Below are 17,894 nucleotides of genomic sequence, written 5' to 3'. Positions count from 1 at the left end.
GATGAAAACAAGCGTAAACCTGTCCTTTCATGCAGGTACACCAACAATACAAGTCGTGGATAATCGGGGCTTGGCCATTCGCCATCTACAGTATTATCGGGAACTTGAGCGGCCAGCTGAGCTTGACGAACGGGTCACATTACAGCAGTTAAATGTACAAGGGTATTTAGTCAGTTTAGCTGACCCTCGATTTGCATCGAGTAAAATAAACAACGTGGCTTGTCTCTATAATTTAACGGGGGAAACACTGCGCACTCATGGGGTAGATGTGGGTACTGGTGTTGCGCTAAACGACATTGAAGGACGTTTAGTGTTCAGTATCGATGCAAATAAAACACGTCGAACATGCCAATATGAAGAGAGCTCGATGTTAGGTCGTCCCGTCAGCATCATGGAACAAACTAAGAATAAAGCTCCTTGTATCAGTGAATACTTTGATTATGCAGGCTTCTCTGTCGCTGAACAGCAAACCAATTTAGCAGGGCATTGTGTTCGTCATTATGATACCGCTGGGGTATTGGTTTTAAACCAGGTTTCTCTGCAAGGGAAGCCGCTTTTAACCACGCGCCAGTTTATTCAGCAAATTGAGGAAAAAGACACTCTGGTAAACTGGGTAAATAACGACCAAAAAGAAAAGCTTGAAACAGAAGAGTACCGTCATCAAATACAGGTTGATGCGATGGGGAACCCATTGCAATCTATTGATGGAAAAGGTCATCAACAGCGCTATGCATACAATATTACGGGGCAACTTAAACAACATTGGTTAACTATCAATAGCCAAAAAGAGCAATCGGTAATTAAATCGGTTGAGTACTTGGCAACCAACCAAAAACAGCATGAAGAGCATGGTAATGGGGTATTCACCTATTATGGATATGAACCACAAACGCAGCGTTTATTACATGTTAAAACACAACGCCCTAAAGCCCATCCACTAGGCTTCAAACTTTTCCAAGATGTCCATTATGCATATGACCCTGTAGGGAATAGGGTAAGTATACGTAATGAAGCAGAACTAACGCGTTTTTGGCGTAATCAGAAAGTTACTCCAGAACAATGTTATCAATATGACACGCTATATCAACTGGTTAGTGCAACAGGTCGAGAAATGGCGAATATTGGGCAACAAGGCCATCAAATACCTGATTATGTTCCTTTTGATAATGCAACTTATACCCAATATAGGCGGCGTTATGAATATGACCGAGGGGGGAATTTAACTAAGATATATCATCGCTCTCCTGCTACAAATCAAAGTTACGTAATGCAAATGACGGTAAGTCAAAGCAGTAACCGTGCCGTTATCGCAGCACTAGTTACAGAACCAAACCAAGTCGATGATTTTTTTACCTTAAGTGGCCAGCAAAAACAGCTTTTGAAAGGGCAACATCTCCATTGGACACCTCGCCAAGAGTTGCAACATGTTTCCAGTTTAAGTTTGAATGAACACTATCGCTATGACAGTGCAAGCCAACGTGTTTTCAAAATGAGCCAACAAGAGCATTCTTGCATCCAAACTAGGTATTTAACTGATTTAGATGTAAAAAACACACAAAGAAATGGTATTACAAAAGAATGCTTACAGGTCGTTAGTGCGGGTAGTGAAGGCTATACGCAAGTGCAAGTTCTACACTGGGAAGGTAATGTTCCTAATGGCATAAAGAACAATTTATGGCGTTATCATTTTGATTTTTTAGCCGGTAATGGGGGTTTAGAGTTAGATGGAGAAGGGCATATTATCAGCCAAGAAGAGTTTTATCCCTATGGCGGTACCGCTGTTTGGCTGGCGCGTGATCAAATAGAGGCAGACTACAAAACACGGCGTTATGCGGGGAAAGAGCGTGATGCGACAGGGTTGTATTATTACGGCTACCGTTATTATCAACCTTGGGCTGGACGTTGGTTAAGCGCTGATCCTGCGGGAACCGCCGATGGGCTTAATTTTTACCGAATGTCCCGCAATAATCCGATTAATTTTCATGACCCTAATGGTTTATTTCCTTTCCATTTACTTAACCCGTTACATTGGGTTAGGTCACTAAGCCAAAAAATAGATGAGTATAATACCGCGACGAATGTTGACGATTGTTACCTTTTTATGAGTAGAGGTCTCCTTTGGCGAAATCATTTTAATGGCAAATCAAGTTTTGATAAAAGGACAGGGGAAAATATTGCCGGTATGCGCGAAGTTGTAGGTAGTTCGTTGAATGAGCAAGAAACAGGTTTTGTTGGGCGGTTTAAGGCACTCGATTTCACATTATTACATGCTTCTAATACAGATTTTAGGGTAAACGGCGAAGTCCATTTTAAATCCCGCGTTAAGTTAAGAACCAAGAATACCATTGAATATGAACATCCTAATACCAGCTATGATGATGATAGAAATCTAGAAACAAGGGAGTTTGTTTTTTTCTCCCTTGGGGTTGAGGGCGCGGAAGGTAAAAACTCAAGTCGATTCGGCAATAAACTCTATATCACTTCCCTAAATCAGGTTGAAAATGAGCGCTATATGCCATATGCACACATGGCGCTTAATGACACGTTGCGTTTTACCACGCGGCAGTCCTCGTCACGTTTAGAAAGCGTATTTGGTCCTGCTGACACAAAAATTCTGATAAGACAAACCATTGCTTTAGAGGCGATGGATACGGTTTTTGACATCAAAGATTTTAAAGAAGCCATCGCGTTGGCTATGGTTAATACTGCAAGATTGCTATCTCAAGAGGGGTACAATCGTGTGATGAATATTCAAGAGAACGCTGAATTTGACTCATTCATGTCACTGCTATTTCGCCCTCAAATCCTCGTTCCGAGAGAATTAAAATCAAAAAATACCACTGTGCGTGAGATCAGATACCGGCCTGAGCTACTGGGTTCATGAAGTGTAATGTCTTTGTTTATGGAATAGGGAGGAATATGGCTTTTTTACTGTCAACAAACACACCAACAATAATCAGGGTGAAAACCGAGCGCCCAGCTCAACACGCATTGAGGTTTAAACTGCTCCAAGACTTACACTATCAGTATGATCCCGTGGGAAATCTGTTATCGCTGTGTAACTTCGCCGAACCCACACGCTTTTGGCGCAACCAAAAAGTCGAGGCAAAACAAGCCTTTCAATACGACACGCTCTACCAGTTAGTCAGTGCCTCGGGGCGTGAAATGGCTAATCAGCAGCTGAAAAATACGCCAAACCCAACGTTCACTGCCTTTGATAATGCCACCTATACGCGGTACGTTCGCACCTATCATTACGACGAAAGTGGCAACTTAACCCAGATCCACCACCGCGCTCCAGCAACAAACCAACAGTATTCAACGAACATAGCGGTGAGCGACCACAGTAACCATGGGGTAGTGGATCCTTTGGTGGAAAACGCCGATCAAGTTGAAACGTTCTTTACCCCAGCAGGCGGGCAAAAATTGCTGTTACAAGGGCAAACTCTCCATTGGACAGCCTACCAAGAACTGCGGTCGGTAAGGTGCTCAGCGGTAAATGAGCATTATCGCTATGACAGCCAACGACAGCGCATATTAAAAGTGACACAGAGCGCTGGCCAAACATCATCCGTGACGTATTTAGCCAATTTGGAGTTAAGACGCTCTTCGCAGCAAGGGGAGTTGCAGGTTATTTCCCTTGATGAGTTGATCGGTATCACGCTTCAAGTATTCCACTGGGATAAAAATAAGCCCAAAGAAATCGACAATAACGCCATGCGCTATAGCTTAACCTCATTAATTGGCAGCCGGGGAACTGAACTTGATGGAGATGGTAACATTGTTAGCCAAGAAGAGTATTACCCTTATGGTGGCATAGCCATTTGGCTAGCGGACAGTGAGTTAACGGCGGGTTATAAAACCCGGCATTATGGGGGTAAAGAGCGGGATATCACCGGGCTATATTATTATGGGAGCCGTTATTACCAGCCATGGGTTGGTCGCTGGCTGAGTGCAGATCCGTCAGGCGCTGTAGATGGGAGCAACTTATACCGCATGGTGCGCAATAACCCAATGACTTACCATGACGAGCAAGGACAATACCCTAAAATTGCGCATTATATTTGGTTAGGTAATAAAGAACTTCCTACCGAAGGGATTAGTAATATGATCCACTTTAAAGACCATAATCGGGTATATCAAGTCAATTTGTGGAGTGATAATCCCGACAGGTTGAAAAACAACCTGCTAGAGCGGGGGTACAGCCAAGCTCTATTGAATGTAATTAATATTCAGAAAGTACCGCAATTTGACTATCAATACCAAGCGGCGATTAATCGGGAGTCAACAAATACGGCCTATGCGAATTATGCGGCGGCATCGGATATGGTGAGATTAGGGGTGCTTTATCACTCTGGTGGCTTATATATGGATGTGGATGTTGCGGTGAAACAGAATATTGGCGAAATTAACCCAGCTATTAAGATGCGAGGCATGTGTCGCGACCTTCTTTTTCATTATGCACTAGAGCCTGATGACCCAGGGTCATTTTCTTTGTCAAATGCCGTTATTGCGGCCAATCCAAGGGCATTAAGTTCGCGTAGTATGATGCGTTATATCCGCCATCTTTATACTAACAATGAAGTCGAAACTTTCGCAACATCCGGCCCGGTAGCTCCCGTTGATAACTTAAATGAAATAAAAAAGCAGTCTTACTCGAATGTATCTTGGGAATCGATTATGTGGGGCGCTAAACGCTCTAAAGCGGATGATCGGTTAAATATTACAGTAAGAGGAACAGGTCCAGGTATGTTTTCTAGTTGGCTTCGAGCTAGTGTATCGACCTTTCTTTTACGAAAATCAAAGTATATTAAAGAATCTGATCTTTTTGGTCATAGAACAGAAATTACGCCAACACAACGAGGGATGCCAAGATGGGCTTACGGGTTAAATTCGAATGGAAATACTTGGTATAAACCCCAAAGCGCTAGACGGGCTTCTGTCTAAAAACATATACCTCAATCCCTAAAAGAGATTGAGGCATTTTTTTACTTAGGGAGCCTTAATCGAATGATTTCAGAAAAAAATTCGGCTCCAGTGAGCAAAATATCATCATTAAAATTATACAAAGCATTATGCAGTGGTATATGACCAACTCCGTCTTCCTCATCCCCATTACCAATAAAGACGAAGCAACCTGGAATTTTTTGTAAAAATGCACCAAAATCCTCGGAGGTCATCATGGCTTGTACATTACTATCAACATGTTGTGCACCGACTGTATTATTTGCAGCTTCAATCGCAACATCGACGCATTCAGCCCAGTTAACGGTTGGCGCAAATTCATGGGTGTACTCAAACTCACATTCAGCATCATTCATCGCACAAATGTGTTCGCAAATTGAACGCATTCGAGTTTCAATTAACTTTTGAGCTTGTAGGTCATAACTGCGTGTATCTCCCTTGATTTCAACATGGGTAGGGATGGCATTACGAATGCCATCTGTGTGAATTTCTGTGCAAGAAATCACGATAGGAATGCTAGGGTCAATATTACGTGACACGATAGTTTGTAAGCAAAGAATAATTTCTGCGGCGATGACGAGTGGATCTTTCCCCATATGAGGGCGCGATGCGTGGCTGCCAAAGCCTTTGATTCGAATAATAAAGTTATCTTCACTACCCATTATCCCCCCAACACGGGTCGCTATTTGGCCTTTTCGGATGCCCGGCATATTGTGCATACCGTAAATTTCTTTGATGTTGAAACGTTCAATTACGCCGTCATCAATCATGGCTTTAGCGCCCCAACCAGGTTCTTCCGCAGGTTGGAAAACAAAACAGACGGTTCCATTAAAATCCTTTCGTTCTGCTAAAAGCTGTGCGGTACCTAACATGACGGAAGTGTGTCCGTCATGGCCGCATGCATGCATTCTATTAGGCGTTTGCGAGGCATAAGGTAGGCCAGTTTTTTCCGTTAATTGAATACAGTCCATATCTGCACGCAAGCCAATCACGTCTGTGCCATCACCGCATTTTAATAGGGCGACCAAGCCTGTTTTGCCGATACTCCGATGAACCTCTAACCCCATATGAGTTAATTGTTCAGCAACAAAATCAGCGGTATGCGTTTCTTCAAATGCACTTTCTGGGTGCTGATGTAAATGGTGACGCCATTCAATCATTTGCTGTTTTAATTGATTCTTATCCATATTATTTGTCCTCTGAATGGGAGCGTTGGGCTCTTTGTAAAACAACATTGAGAAGAATATTGGCTCCACGAGCTAAATCTTCAGGTTCACTAAATTCATTGATGTTATGGCTTATCCCACCAGCACAAGGGACAAATATCATGCCAGATGGGCAAATACTTGCCATAAATTGGGCATCATGCCCCGCACCACTTGGCATTTTCCGGTAACTGAGGTTTTGCTGTTTCACTTCATGCTCAATTGCGTCAATGATCGTATTTGAGAAAACAACAGGGTCAAAGCGTGCTAATGTTCGGCTGCTGAGTAGGACGCCTTCTTCCGCAGCGATTTTCTGTGCGTAGTCTTGCATCATTTTTTCTGCTTTTTTGAGTTGATTATTGTCAGTGTTGCGCAGGTCGACAGTCAGGGTTGCCTGATTAGGGATCACATTGATTAGATTCGGTTTGAACGAGATAAAACCTGCCGTTGCGACTTGATTACTGCCCAATATTTGGGTGATTTCCCTCACAAATGCGCCCATTTTAAATGCAACTAGACCTGCATCATGGCGCATTGACATTGGTGTCGTACCTGCATGGTTTGAAACACCTTCGATAGTGTATTCTGTCCATGAAATACCTTGAACACCTGTAACAATACCAATATTAATATTTTCTTTATCTAAAATAGGGCCTTGTTCGATATGCAGTTCAAAATAGCTGTCGACAGGGAAGCTACCAATTTTGGCATCGCCTTTATAACCCATATCAAGTAAAGCTTGTTCAACGCAGATACCATCAAGATCTTTTGCTGCTAGTGCATTTTCCACTGGATATTGTTCAGCAAAAACAACACTTCCCATCATGTCAGGTTGAAAACGTACACCTTCTTCATTTGTAAAAAAAGTCACAGCAATAGGGCGGTATGGCTGAATATTGGCGTCTTTTAGTGTATTAATCACCTCAAGCCCAGCTAAAACCCCATAATTACCATCATATAACCCGCCAGTTCCAACTGTATCAATATGAGACCCCATCATGACTGGGGGTAAATCATGGCGACCTGAATAAATGCCCGTTACGTTACCAATCTCATCAATTCGGATTTTTAGACCCAAAGATTGCATTTTCGCAACGACGAAATCCCGACCGAGTTTATCTTGTGGCGTTCCTGCGATACGGCAGCATCCTCCTTCGGGTAATGCCCCCAGTGTTCCCAGTTCAAAGAGAGAGCTCATTAGGCGCTCTGAGTTGATGTAGCGTTTATTTTTCATTTTAATTCCTTGTTTTTAATCTTTATTTATTTGTTTTAATTCGTGTTTTAACATCACTTGCGTAATCCCACATTGGATCGCTGATACCCTTGTTTTTTTGCTGTATGTAGTCTCGTAGGACAAAAATGACATATCTTGAGAGGAGCAAGAGCGCAGGAACGTTGAAAATAATCAGCATGGCCGCGGCAAAATCCACTAATTCCCAAATAGTTGAAACAGGGATCATGCCGCAGAACACCACTAACGCACAGCACAGTAAGCGATAGCACTGTGTGGCCATTTTATTATCAATAATCCAACGCAGATTCACTTCACCGTAGTAGATATCGGCAATAACAGATTTAAAACCAAATAGCACCATCGCGACAAATACCACATGTTTACCCCAATCACCGACGCCCAGTGTGAAAGCATGTTGGGTAAGTTCAACGCCTGTATGTCCACTGCCAAGTGCGCCGGTTAACAAAATGGTAAAAGCGGTGCAGCTACAGACGATAATTGTCGTAAAGAAGGTGCCAAACATTGCGGTAAAACCTTGCGTCACAGGGTGGTTTACCGTTGCGGTGGCATGCATACTCGGTGTTGTCCCATTTCCTGCATCATTAGAGAACAAGCCGCGAGCAACGCCATAACGGAAAGCCATATAGATGGTATAACCTGCTGCACCACCTGCCGCTGAGTCAAAATTGAATGCAGATTTGATGATGAGCGAGAGAATGGCTGGTAGCTCAGTGACATTCAGAACAATGATAAAAAGTGATAAAAGGATATAACCAATAGATAAAAATGGGACAAAGAATGAAGCAAAATCACTGATCCGTTTTACACCACCAAAGATAATAATGGAGACTAACAGAACTAGGATTAAGCCGACTAAAGCAGGGTGGATATCAATAACGCCTGTTGTGGCTAAGATAACCGAGTTGCCTTGTACCATGGTGTAGAAAAACCCCATACCGATGATCATACTGATCGAGAAGGCAATGGCTAATGGCTTACAGTTTAGGCCTTTTGAAATATAGTAGGCGGGGCCTCCTCGATAGGTTCCATCCCCGTTACTTTCGCGAAACAATATGGCTAGAATTGCCTCGCTAAAGCTAATCCCCATGCCTAAGATAGCAGTAACCCACATCCAAAAAATTGCCCCTGGTCCACCCGACGCTAGCGCCGTAGCAACACCGACTAAACTTCCTGTGCCCACTTGGCTGCTTAAAGCTGCACAAAGTGCACCAAAACCAGAGACGCCTTTTTCATTGGTAGATTTCTTATTATTTTTAAAAACATTAAATAGCTGAGTAAAGTAACGGATTTGAGGAAAGGAAAATCGAAAAGCAAAAAAAATGCCTGTGCCTAATAGCAAACCGGCAACGAGCCATCCCCAGAAGATATTATTTATTGATTGTAAAAATTCCATGGTGAGCCTCTTACAGTGTTTATTACCTGCATTGCTATTACCTCCAACGCATTGCGCTAATGATGTAGGGTCATGGGTAACAGCAATACGGTTTGTTTTTTTAATTATTCATTTCTGCCTAACCAAACAATGTCTTCGTAAATATCGGGTGAAGTATCTCCTTCAGTGCTGATAAGTAATATGCGTGAGTGGTCATCAAGTTTGAGCTGTTGGCACAAAGTATGATGAGTTGGGTTTTTAGTGAGTTCATACAAAAGGCCAAGACCAATAGCACCGGATTCCCCTGAAATAAAAGGTGTGTCAGTATCCGGCCGGGGGGCTGCTGCAATGCGAACGCCGTTTGCAGCAAGGCTGTCATGTGCTGAGATGAAAATATCACTATAGTCACGTAGCACAGGCCAACTGATGGTATTTGGTACGCCACATGCTAAGCCAGCCATTACCGTATCCATGGCACCACCGACACTATGTGGCAAGCTATCGTTAGCGATGGCAGATTGGTATAGGCAATTCGCTTTATGAGGTTCGACAACAATTAAAACTGGTGGATTATCTTTCATTAACCCAGCAAAATAACCCATGATGGCAGCGGCGAATGAACCTACACCCGCTTGTAAAATAAGGTGTGTTGGCGGTTGTTTTAATTGTTCAACAGCTTCCAAGGCGAGAGTCATATACCCTTGCATGATCCAAGTTGGAATTTCTTCATATCCATCCCAAGCGGTATCTTGCAGTAGGATCCAGTTGTTTTGAACCGCCATTTGGCTAGCTAGCTGCACAGTGTCGTCATAATTTAATGCGGTGATAGTGCATTTAGCGCCGTGATTACGGATATTCTGTGCTCGGATTTCTGATGAACCCTTTGGCATATAAACAACAGCTTTCATTCCTAGCTGCTCGGTGGCCCATGCAACGCCACGACCATGATTGCCATCAGTTGCAGTCACAAAAGTAACATCACCAATTTGTGCTTTTATTGCTGGTGATGACAGCATTTCAAAGCTTAATGTATTGATATCTCGGTTTAATTTTTTTGCTAAAAATTTACCAATCGCATAAGAGCCGCCAAGCCCTTTGAATGCATTTAAGCCAAAGCGCTTTGATTCGTCTTTAACATGAATAGCACCTAGCCCAAGAGTGCGGCTTAAGTGGGGTAATTCCCTAAGTGGTGTTGGTTGGTAATCGTGAAACTTACTGTGGAAATGCCTAACCTCATCTCCGACAAGTTGATTTAAAAACGACAAATCCGCGGCTTGTTGGCGTATTTTTTTTTGTAAATTAAATTGATAGGCAATTTTCTCTAACATAAAAAATCCTTGTTAATTAACACAATATAATCGCTACATGGCAATAATCATGACCATCCCAATTAATGATGTATTAATCATATTGATAACTGGCGCTAATAATTGACTTGTTTTTGCAGGCAAAATGCAAAAATAACGTTAATATCGAAAAAATACGCAACAATGTTGCATTTTTTTCTGCTAATAAAAGGGCGGGATAATGAAGTTAGATGTGTTTGATAAGAAAATTCTAGCGATATTACAAAGAGATAATAGAATTTCACAGCGGGAGTTATCGTCTGAAATTAGTTTATCAGCCTCTGCGATTAATCGGCGTATTGCCGCAATGGAAAAAGCTGGAGTCATCAAAAATAGTGTGACCGTAGTGAATGCCCATAAAGTTGGCAGGCCTATTACGATTATTACTCAGGTTAGCTTGATTAATGAACGCTTAGACTTGTTAGAAAAACTCAAAAAGAATTTTACGAACTGCCCTCAAGTTCAACAAGTTTACTATGTCACAGGGGATTTTGATTTCTTGTTGATTATTAATGTCGCGGATATGGAAGAGTATGAGCGTCTAACGCATGCGCTTTTTTTCAATTCTGAAAATATACAGAGCTTTAGAACGATTGTATCTATGCAAAATGCCAAACAAGAGCTGACGGTTATACTGAACTGACTTTATAAGTAAAAGTCACTAATTCACTGTTTATCAGAGTGTTCCACTGGGAAATTTAACTTATTCACCGTAATTTGACGCAATTCAATATTTACCAGAGATGCTTTTACGATGAAAAAATGTATTTTATTGCTGATTTTGTTTACCAGCTTTAGCTACGCAAAGTCCCAGTCCAATTACCATGGTAATTCCTCCCGTCATGACACACAAGCTGTGCATATTTGCGCACTGTCGCCATTTTCTGAATTTTATGCAGAAGCCGCGTTTTCAGAACAAAATGCACGGCAAAAAGTATCTCGCCGTTGTGAGTTAGGTCAAGGAAACGGCAGTATTTTTTGTAAAGCCAAAGATGCGAAATGCAGTACCAGTAAAATATCATTCAATGGCGATTACATCGAAGAGAGCATGGTTGTTTACACAAAAACATGGCAAAAAGGGGAGTATCTAGAAATTGATGAAAATATTCCTAACTTATCCCGCTATAATTTTGCTGATAAAATAGCCTCTTTCAGTATTCCAGATGGTTGGACAGTGCGTTTTTATGAAGGATTTAACTACACAGGAAAGTACCACTCAGAGTCAGGTGGTACACATAACGCGTTAGGTTATGGCGAGAAAATCCGCTCCATCAAAATTATCCGTCGTTAATGATTCTCGTGAATAAGGCCAGGAAAACCTGACCTTATTGGTGACTTAATGCTCTAATGTCACAGCATGAACATGGGGAAGTTGTTTCAACGTGCAATAAAGCTCAGGAAGGGTAATCCGTTGGCGTACGTTGAGCCGTAAATTCACTTCTACACGTTCTTTTTTTATATCGCGAATATTCAAGTTATCAATAATATTTCGTTTGCGCCTCATATACTCCATCAAAATGGGCACACCTTGTTCATCATTAAATAACAGACGCACATTTAATTTTCCAATACGTTTAGATTTTGATTGGTAGAGTAAAACTTGTGGGCTGAGCCAAATGGCAACAAAAAATAGCCCTGTGACGGCTAACGCATGAAGATAAAAACCGTTTCCTGATGCAATACCGATACCGGCAGATGCCCAAACAATGGCAGCAGTGGTTAATCCAGAAATGGCGTCATCACTGCGATGCATAATGACACCTGCACCAAGAAAACCAATACCGCTGATGATTTGTGCGGCTAAGCGCATTGGATCACTGCGAATATTGTCTGAAATTCCAGCATAGTATTCCGCTGATTGAATCGACACGATGGTTAACAGGCAACTGGCAACGGAAATAATGACACAGGTTGTAAACCCGACAGGTTTTCCTTTTGCTTCCCGCTCTAATCCAAGAAGGCCGCCAAGTACAAAGGCGACCGTTAACTTGATAAAGACGGGAGTGAAGTTGCTCAACATGGGGTAAATCGAGGTCAAGCTGTCCATATAACTTCATTAACTCCTTTACTGGCTTTCTGAGTGATTCAGGCCATCCTTTTTACTTGAGTTTGTGTTTGCAGTGTCTTTTTTTGATACGTCATCTTTAAAGAAGAATATAAAGAAGATAAAGACAATACCGGCAATCGCGGTTGGGTAATGCCAATAGTTCACCCATTGTGGCAATGATGCGGCACCTGTTTCAGTGACAGTGTTGTTGAAGATGAAGCCGCAAACGGTTGATGCAAATAGTAACCCTGCACCATTGGAGACAATAAAGCGGATACCTTGCGCTTGGGCACGAATTTCAGGCTTGGCTTTTTTATCGACATAAATATCGCCTGCGGTGAAGAAAAAGTCCCAACAGAGCCCTTGAAGCAACAGGCCGATAATAAGAAATGTTGTACCTGAATCGACAGCTGCGTAGGAAAACAGAACGGTACGGATGATCCATGACACAATACCTAACGCTAATGTGATTTTGAAACCGAATTTAAGTAACACAAAGGAGAGCAAGAACATAAATACGATTTCACAAGCGACACCAATTTGCATCATTGAGGCCGCATTATCAAACCCTAATGCTTTGATAAATACAGGGATATAAGCGGAGTAAGCCGTTTTAGGGATCATTAAGACAAAGATACTGAACATCAAGATGGCAAAATAGCGGTCTTTGAACAGCGATAGTGCATCAAGGCAAAGAATATCCCGTGGTGCGAACGGTTTATCTTTTGCTTTGGGTGGTGTGTCAGGTAGGGTTAAACAGTAGAGTGCAAGTACAATACCGCTACAAGCTGCAATATACCAAGTCATGGTACTGCCAGAGAAACCCATTTCACCCATGATAAACCCGACAACCATAAAGCCGAAGTTGCCGAATACACGGATCACTGGGAACATTTTGACGCCGTTAATATGCGAGAAAGTGATGCTATTGGATAAGGCTGTGGTCGGGTAAAAGAGTAACCCGACGATAAAGATTAAAAACAGGGTCATGCCCACATTTTGCGCTTCCACAAATTGAGGCACGGTAAACAATACAGCTGCATTGATAATATGCAGTACCGCCATCACTTTTTGTGATGAGAAGAAACGGTCTGCGATCATACCAATAAATAACGGTGATAAAATTGTCGCTAAACCCAGTAGAGCATATGCGTTTCCGATAATATTCGCCATACCGTAGGAGCTTAAAACCAGCCCCATGGTCATATTCCATGCCCCTTGCATAAAATACTGGATAAACATCATGACCAGCAGTCGAGAGGTAATATTGATATTCATATTGCCTCCTATGGGCAAGTTACGGTCAGCCCATCAGAGGCAACAAGAATATTGTGTTCTGCACAAACCGCTTCTAAATCAGTGTGTAACAAGCGAGCACTGTGGGAAATATGCGAAACAAGTACCTGTGTTTTGTCGTGAATACAACCTTGGTTAGTGAGTTTTTCTTTTGCTGCAAAAACTGTCTCTAAACTCATGTGGTTATCGGTACGATCATTGCCATTTAATCCATAAGTACATTCAAGGACGACAATATCCAACGGTTTATTGATGAGCCAGTTCCACGTTAATTCAGGGAACCAGCCCGAGTCATGGCCATAAAAAATAACCTGGCCATTTTTTTCAATATGGTAAACAAAGCAATATTCCCATTTTGCATGGTTCGCCAGTAGCGGGGTGATTTTATAGCCATTATGCTCAATGGTTTCATAGGGTACTAAGCAGTGAAAACCAAAACGATCTTTTGAATACCCTGGCAACACGTTAACAGAGCCATTGATTGCACGGTCATTACCAAAAATATGCAGAGGGTGGCAGATTTCATAGCCGTAGCCTTCCATTCTGCTATACAGGTCACCCACATTAAAGTGATCAGGATGAGTGTGAGTAAATAATAACATTTCAATTTCAGTTGCATCACGACCATCACGTAATAATTGGTAACTAAATGTGGGTGACATATCAACCAACATGAGGTCATCAATGATAGCGGAAGATTGTGTCCGGATGTCTTTTCCGCCTAAACGACGAGCTTCCAAGCAATGTTCACAACGGCAAAATGGGTTTGGGATCCCTTCAGAAGCCGCAGTCCCTAAAAAATGGATTTTCATATTTCATTCCTTATTTTTATTATTTCTGTTTAAATTTTTATCAATTGATACGTATCAATATATGATTGAATGGAAAAATAGAAAGTGGATATCGTTCATTCAGTGATCACGGTCAAAATAAATCGGTGTTTAAGCCAAATAAAAGGGGATCAGGAGATAAATTTTCCAGTGTATTTAACAGATTTTATTTTGTTGAATGTGTCTTATTATTGATACGAACCAATCAATATTTGTGTTATGCATATAAAAATCGGGTATGATGAGTAAAACGTGGTGGAGAAGGGTTCTTAATATGGCAACAATGAAAGATATCGCCCGAATTGCGGGGGTTTCTTATGGTACCGTTTCAAATGTACTTAACGGCCGCGGGAATGTCAGTGTCGAAAAGATGGAAGCCGTCCTGAATGCAGCGAAAGAAGCGGGTTACAGTGTTAATACGCAAGCGCAAATGTTACGTTCCAATTCGAGCAATAAGATTGCCATTGTCCTACCTCAATTAGTTTCTGAAAAATACACTACATTTTTCAATGCATTGCGCCAATCTATTGAAGAACGTGCTGATTATCATTTTGACATTTACCTTACAGATGATCTTGAAGTCAAAGAGCGCAAAGTTATCCAGCAAATTGCTTCTGGTGGTTATCGTTATGTGATTGCAATTAGTTGCTTAAATAATGCTACAGCCTATTTTGACGCGTTACAAATCCCAGAAGACGATGTGGTGTTTGTTTACCGTAAACCGAAAGGGGCAAAAAATTTCTTTAGCCTTGATTATCGCCAAGCGGCAGAGGCAGTTTGCAGTCAAATTGATTTTGACGATGTACAGGTTGTTGGTATTTATGCCGATGGCTCGAATCGTTTAGACAGCGAAGAGTTTGTTGAAGCATTCAGAAAAGAAATACTACAAAATAAAACAGCTATTGAAATTATTACCTATCATTCGTCTGATTCAGAATCATATAACACGGCATTTGAGTTTTTCTCATTACATCTTCGCCCTGATATTATCGTCACACAAGACATTGAAAAAATGCGGTTTATCAGCCAAGCCAGTTATTTTGGTAGCACACAAACCTGCCCACCATTATATACCTTATGCAGTAATATACCGCCGATGCTCAATGGGCTATTTTGTTATCCCGTTAACTATGCACAACTTGGACAAGATGTTATCAACCATCTGTTTAAAAAAGAAAAATTAATATCGGCATCAAATATTCGCGTGCCTAATCCTGGTAAACGTATTTATACTGGCTCGCTACCGGATGAAAACATTGGCATGTCAAAAATGAGTCTAAATTTGCTCACGCTGCCAAGCCCATCGACCAGTGCATTACAAAAGTTATTGCCAAACTTTTATCGCCACACGGGGATTTCCGTTAATCTTGCGGTTAGGCCGTTTAGCGAGATTTTTAATATTTTGTCAGAGATAGCGGATTACCCGTATTATGATTTATTACGTGTTGATGTTGCCTTTTTTCCTTGGTTTGCCAATCAAACATTAATGCCGCTAGAGCAAATCGGTGACGGCGTCACCGATTTGCTGACAAAATTCACCCAAAGCAAGCAACAACGCTTCAGTTTAGTGAATGGCAAAGCCTACTCATTGCCTTTTGATGCCAGTGTACAGTTACTGTTTTATCGGAAAGATTTATTTGATGACCCTGTCATTCGCCGCATGTATTTTGAACATACGGGTAAGGAATTATGCCCGCCGCAAACATTTGAAGAATATGACCGTATAGGTCGATTTTTCCATTGCTATAAAGAAACCGGCAATGTGATGCGCCCCTTTGGTACCTCCGCAACGACGGGGAGTGCAGGTATTATCTCTTCGGAATATTTACTGCGCTATTATGCGGCGGGGGGGAAAATTATTACGTCCAACGCACCTCCGCAGCTAAATGAAGGCATTGCCCTTGCTGTGCTCAATGACTATATACGTCAATTACCTTACTCTGAGCGGATCAACAGTGAGTGGTGGAGTGATTCCATCAGCCATTTTGAAAATGGTAACTTGGCTATGAACATTGCCTACATGAACCTCTTTAATGATGTCGCACACAGTGCCATTTCATCCTGTATTGGTTTCGCGCCTGTACCAGGCGGGGTTCCACAAGTGGGGGGCGGGGCATTAGGAGTTTCAAAGTACAGTCAGAAGCCGCATTTAGCGGAGCAGTTCTTACGCTGGCTGTATTCAGATGTGATAATGGACCATATCGTTATGTTAGGGGGGAACAGTGTTCAGCGTGATTTTGTCTATACGCAGGAGATCACTCACCGCTATCCATGGTTACCGATGGCATATGATGAAATTAATGTCGGTATTCGTGAGTCTACGTTTGAAAATGGCGAGGCATTTAACTTGCGAAAAGCGGAAATGGTCATTGGCCGAGGGGTGATTAATGCGGTGGATGGCATTATGTCACCAGCAGATGCCATCTCGCATATCAATCAATCATTGAAAGAACTTAATTAGTGAAAACAATAGACCGCAGAAATACCGAGGTAATCTGCGGTTGTGATTATCCCTGTTTATAATGCACATTGCTGACAGCACACAACCTTTGAGCGGCTTGCTCAGGTGTTAAGTCTCGTTGTGTTTCCGCCAACATTTCATATCCCACCATAAATTTACGCACAGAAGCGGATCTTAATAAGGGAGGGTAAAAATGTGCGTGTAACTGCCAATGTTCAACATTGTGACTATCCGTAAAGAAAGGCGCAAAATGCCATCCCATTGAATACGGGAATGGTGTTTGAAATAGATTATCATACCTTGAGGTGAGTTGCTTCAAAGCAAGGGCTAAATCAGCCTGTTGTAACGGTGTCAAATCTGTCATTCGAGTGACATGAGCTTTAGGCAGTAATAACGTTTCAAATGGCCATGCCGCCCAGTAAGGGACAACTGCAAGCCAATGTTCTGTTTCCACAACAGTACGATTACCGTCTTGCTTTTCATATTCAAGATAATCAAGCAACAAGTTACGTTTATGCTTTTGATAATAGAGACGTAGGTTATCTTCTTTACGCTGAATCTCATTGGGTAAAAAGTCACTCGCCCAAATTTGTCCATGGGGATGAGGTTGAGAGCATCCCATCATTTCCCCTTTATTTTCAAATATCTGTACCCAAACATAATCGTTTTTTAATTCATTTAGTTGGCTTATCCAAGTCTGTACGACATGCTCAATTTGCTTAATAGGGAGCTCAGGGAGTGTTTTGCTGTGGTCAGGAGAGAAACAAATAACTCGACTTAAACCTTGTGCTGCTTGGGCTCTAATTAAATCAGTGTTGTTTGTCGGTTGTTGGACTGCGTCTGGCAATAGGGCTGAAAAATCATTTTGAAAAACAAATGTCTGTTGATACTTAGGGTTAGTATCTCCCGAAATTCGTTGGTTTGTCGGGCACAAGAAACAATGCTCATCATAGGACGGGAGAGCCTGTGATTGTGGCGGCTCATCTTGCCCACTCCAAGGTCGTTTCGCACGATGGGGAGACACAAGTACCCATTGGTTAGTTAATGGGTTATAGCGACGATGAGGGGTGTTTGCTGGGTCAAAAGGTAAACTGTCCATATGATTTAGTCCTTTTTA

At 41.9% G+C, this 17,894-nt stretch carries 13 protein-coding genes; 5 read left to right on the top strand and 8 right to left on the bottom strand.

Annotated features, from left to right (window positions below):
• Nucleotide 1: 1 nt before the first annotated feature.
• Nucleotides 2-2,884 carry an RHS repeat-associated core domain-containing protein gene (locus ABWP91_RS01345; RefSeq protein WP_353241660.1) on the top strand — a complete coding sequence of 961 codons (2,883 nt, stop codon included), beginning with the start codon at nt 2-4 and terminating at the stop codon, nt 2,882-2,884.
• A 35-nt stretch (nt 2,885-2,919) separates the two neighbouring features.
• A complete protein-coding gene (locus ABWP91_RS01340) occupies nt 2,920-4,947 on the top strand; it encodes an RHS repeat-associated core domain-containing protein (protein ID WP_353241659.1) in 2,028 nt (675 codons plus the stop codon).
• Nucleotides 4,948-4,988: 41 nt separating this feature from the next.
• Here ABWP91_RS01340 and ABWP91_RS01335 read toward each other — a convergent pair whose 3' ends face one another.
• The 4 genes from ABWP91_RS01335 to dpaL all read right to left on the bottom strand — a co-directional run bounded on the left by ABWP91_RS01335 (nt 4,989) and on the right by dpaL (nt 10,125).
• Nucleotides 4,989-6,152 carry a M20 aminoacylase family protein gene (locus tag ABWP91_RS01335; protein ID WP_353241658.1) on the bottom strand — a complete coding sequence of 388 codons (1,164 nt, stop codon included), beginning with the start codon at nt 6,150-6,152 and terminating at the stop codon, nt 4,989-4,991.
• 1 nt (nt 6,153) lies between these two features.
• Complete coding sequence (locus ABWP91_RS01330) at nt 6,154-7,404, bottom strand: M20 family metallo-hydrolase (RefSeq protein WP_353241657.1); 1,251 nt, start codon at nt 7,402-7,404, stop codon at nt 6,154-6,156.
• A 22-nt stretch (nt 7,405-7,426) separates the two neighbouring features.
• Entirely contained in the window at nt 7,427-8,818 is a 1,392-nt protein-coding gene (locus ABWP91_RS01325; RefSeq protein WP_353241656.1) for an alanine/glycine:cation symporter family protein, read from the bottom strand.
• 104 nt (nt 8,819-8,922) lie between these two features.
• On the bottom strand, nt 8,923-10,125 hold the full coding sequence (dpaL, locus tag ABWP91_RS01320; protein ID WP_353241655.1) for a diaminopropionate ammonia-lyase: 1,203 nt from the start codon (nt 10,123-10,125) through the stop codon (nt 8,923-8,925).
• 199 nt (nt 10,126-10,324) lie between these two features.
• Here dpaL and ABWP91_RS01315 point away from each other — a divergent pair, with 199 nt between their 5' ends.
• Both ABWP91_RS01315 and ABWP91_RS01310 read left to right on the top strand, forming a co-directional pair.
• Nucleotides 10,325-10,786, top strand: coding sequence for an Lrp/AsnC family transcriptional regulator (locus tag ABWP91_RS01315; RefSeq protein ID WP_353241654.1), 462 nt, complete (start codon nt 10,325-10,327; stop codon nt 10,784-10,786).
• 111 nt (nt 10,787-10,897) lie between these two features.
• Nucleotides 10,898-11,434 carry a hypothetical protein gene (locus ABWP91_RS01310; protein ID WP_353241653.1) on the top strand — a complete coding sequence of 179 codons (537 nt, stop codon included), beginning with the start codon at nt 10,898-10,900 and terminating at the stop codon, nt 11,432-11,434.
• Between the two features lie 45 nt (nt 11,435-11,479).
• Here ABWP91_RS01310 and ABWP91_RS01305 read toward each other — a convergent pair whose 3' ends face one another.
• From ABWP91_RS01305 to ABWP91_RS01295, 3 genes are read right to left on the bottom strand one after another with little or no spacing between them, the layout of a single operon-like run.
• A complete protein-coding gene (locus ABWP91_RS01305) occupies nt 11,480-12,190 on the bottom strand; it encodes an MgtC/SapB family protein (RefSeq protein ID WP_502935774.1) in 711 nt (236 codons plus the stop codon).
• An 18-nt stretch (nt 12,191-12,208) separates the two neighbouring features.
• Nucleotides 12,209-13,468: an MFS transporter gene (locus ABWP91_RS01300; protein WP_353241652.1), complete on the bottom strand. Its 1,260-nt coding sequence runs from the start codon at nt 13,466-13,468 to the stop codon at nt 12,209-12,211.
• Nucleotides 13,469-13,476: 8 nt separating this feature from the next.
• Entirely contained in the window at nt 13,477-14,298 is an 822-nt protein-coding gene (locus ABWP91_RS01295) for an MBL fold metallo-hydrolase (protein WP_353241651.1), read from the bottom strand.
• A gap of 292 nt (nt 14,299-14,590) precedes the next feature.
• Here ABWP91_RS01295 and ABWP91_RS01290 point away from each other — a divergent pair, with 292 nt between their 5' ends.
• Complete coding sequence (locus ABWP91_RS01290; RefSeq protein WP_353241650.1) at nt 14,591-16,777, top strand: extracellular solute-binding protein; 2,187 nt, start codon at nt 14,591-14,593, stop codon at nt 16,775-16,777.
• Between the two features lie 46 nt (nt 16,778-16,823).
• On the opposite strand, the gene ABWP91_RS01285 is transcribed toward ABWP91_RS01290, so the two are convergent.
• Nucleotides 16,824-17,876: a UDP-glucose--hexose-1-phosphate uridylyltransferase gene (locus ABWP91_RS01285; RefSeq protein ID WP_353241649.1), complete on the bottom strand. Its 1,053-nt coding sequence runs from the start codon at nt 17,874-17,876 to the stop codon at nt 16,824-16,826.
• Between the last annotated feature and the right edge of the window lie 18 nt (nt 17,877-17,894).

It is taken from the genome of Providencia sp. (assembly GCF_040396775.1).
Lineage (GTDB): Bacteria > Pseudomonadota > Gammaproteobacteria > Enterobacterales > Enterobacteriaceae > Providencia.
The sequence above is the reverse complement of the archived record's forward strand: the minus strand, read 5'-3'. Positions and strand labels throughout refer to the sequence as shown.

Excerpts from the sequence above, each read along its gene's own strand:
- ABWP91_RS01290 (WP_353241650.1), top strand. The coding sequence starts at position 14,591 with ATGGCAACAATGAAAGATATCGCCCGAATTGCGGGGGTTTCTTATGGT.
- ABWP91_RS01345 (WP_353241660.1), top strand. The coding sequence starts at position 2 with ATGAAAACAAGCGTAAACCTGTCCTTTCATGCAGGTACACCAACAATA.
- ABWP91_RS01315 (WP_353241654.1), top strand. The coding sequence starts at position 10,325 with ATGAAGTTAGATGTGTTTGATAAGAAAATTCTAGCGATATTACAAAGA.
- ABWP91_RS01340 (WP_353241659.1), top strand. The coding sequence starts at position 2,920 with ATGGCTTTTTTACTGTCAACAAACACACCAACAATAATCAGGGTGAAA.
- ABWP91_RS01305 (WP_502935774.1), bottom strand. The coding sequence starts at position 12,190 with ATGGACAGCTTGACCTCGATTTACCCCATGTTGAGCAACTTCACTCCC.
- ABWP91_RS01310 (WP_353241653.1), top strand. The coding sequence starts at position 10,898 with ATGAAAAAATGTATTTTATTGCTGATTTTGTTTACCAGCTTTAGCTAC.
- ABWP91_RS01335 (WP_353241658.1), bottom strand. The coding sequence starts at position 6,152 with ATGGATAAGAATCAATTAAAACAGCAAATGATTGAATGGCGTCACCAT.
- ABWP91_RS01285 (WP_353241649.1), bottom strand. The coding sequence starts at position 17,876 with ATGGACAGTTTACCTTTTGACCCAGCAAACACCCCTCATCGTCGCTAT.
- ABWP91_RS01330 (WP_353241657.1), bottom strand. The coding sequence starts at position 7,404 with ATGAAAAATAAACGCTACATCAACTCAGAGCGCCTAATGAGCTCTCTC.
- ABWP91_RS01300 (WP_353241652.1), bottom strand. The coding sequence starts at position 13,468 with ATGAATATCAATATTACCTCTCGACTGCTGGTCATGATGTTTATCCAG.
- ABWP91_RS01325 (WP_353241656.1), bottom strand. The coding sequence starts at position 8,818 with ATGGAATTTTTACAATCAATAAATAATATCTTCTGGGGATGGCTCGTT.
- dpaL (WP_353241655.1), bottom strand. The coding sequence starts at position 10,125 with ATGTTAGAGAAAATTGCCTATCAATTTAATTTACAAAAAAAAATACGC.
- ABWP91_RS01295 (WP_353241651.1), bottom strand. The coding sequence starts at position 14,298 with ATGAAAATCCATTTTTTAGGGACTGCGGCTTCTGAAGGGATCCCAAAC.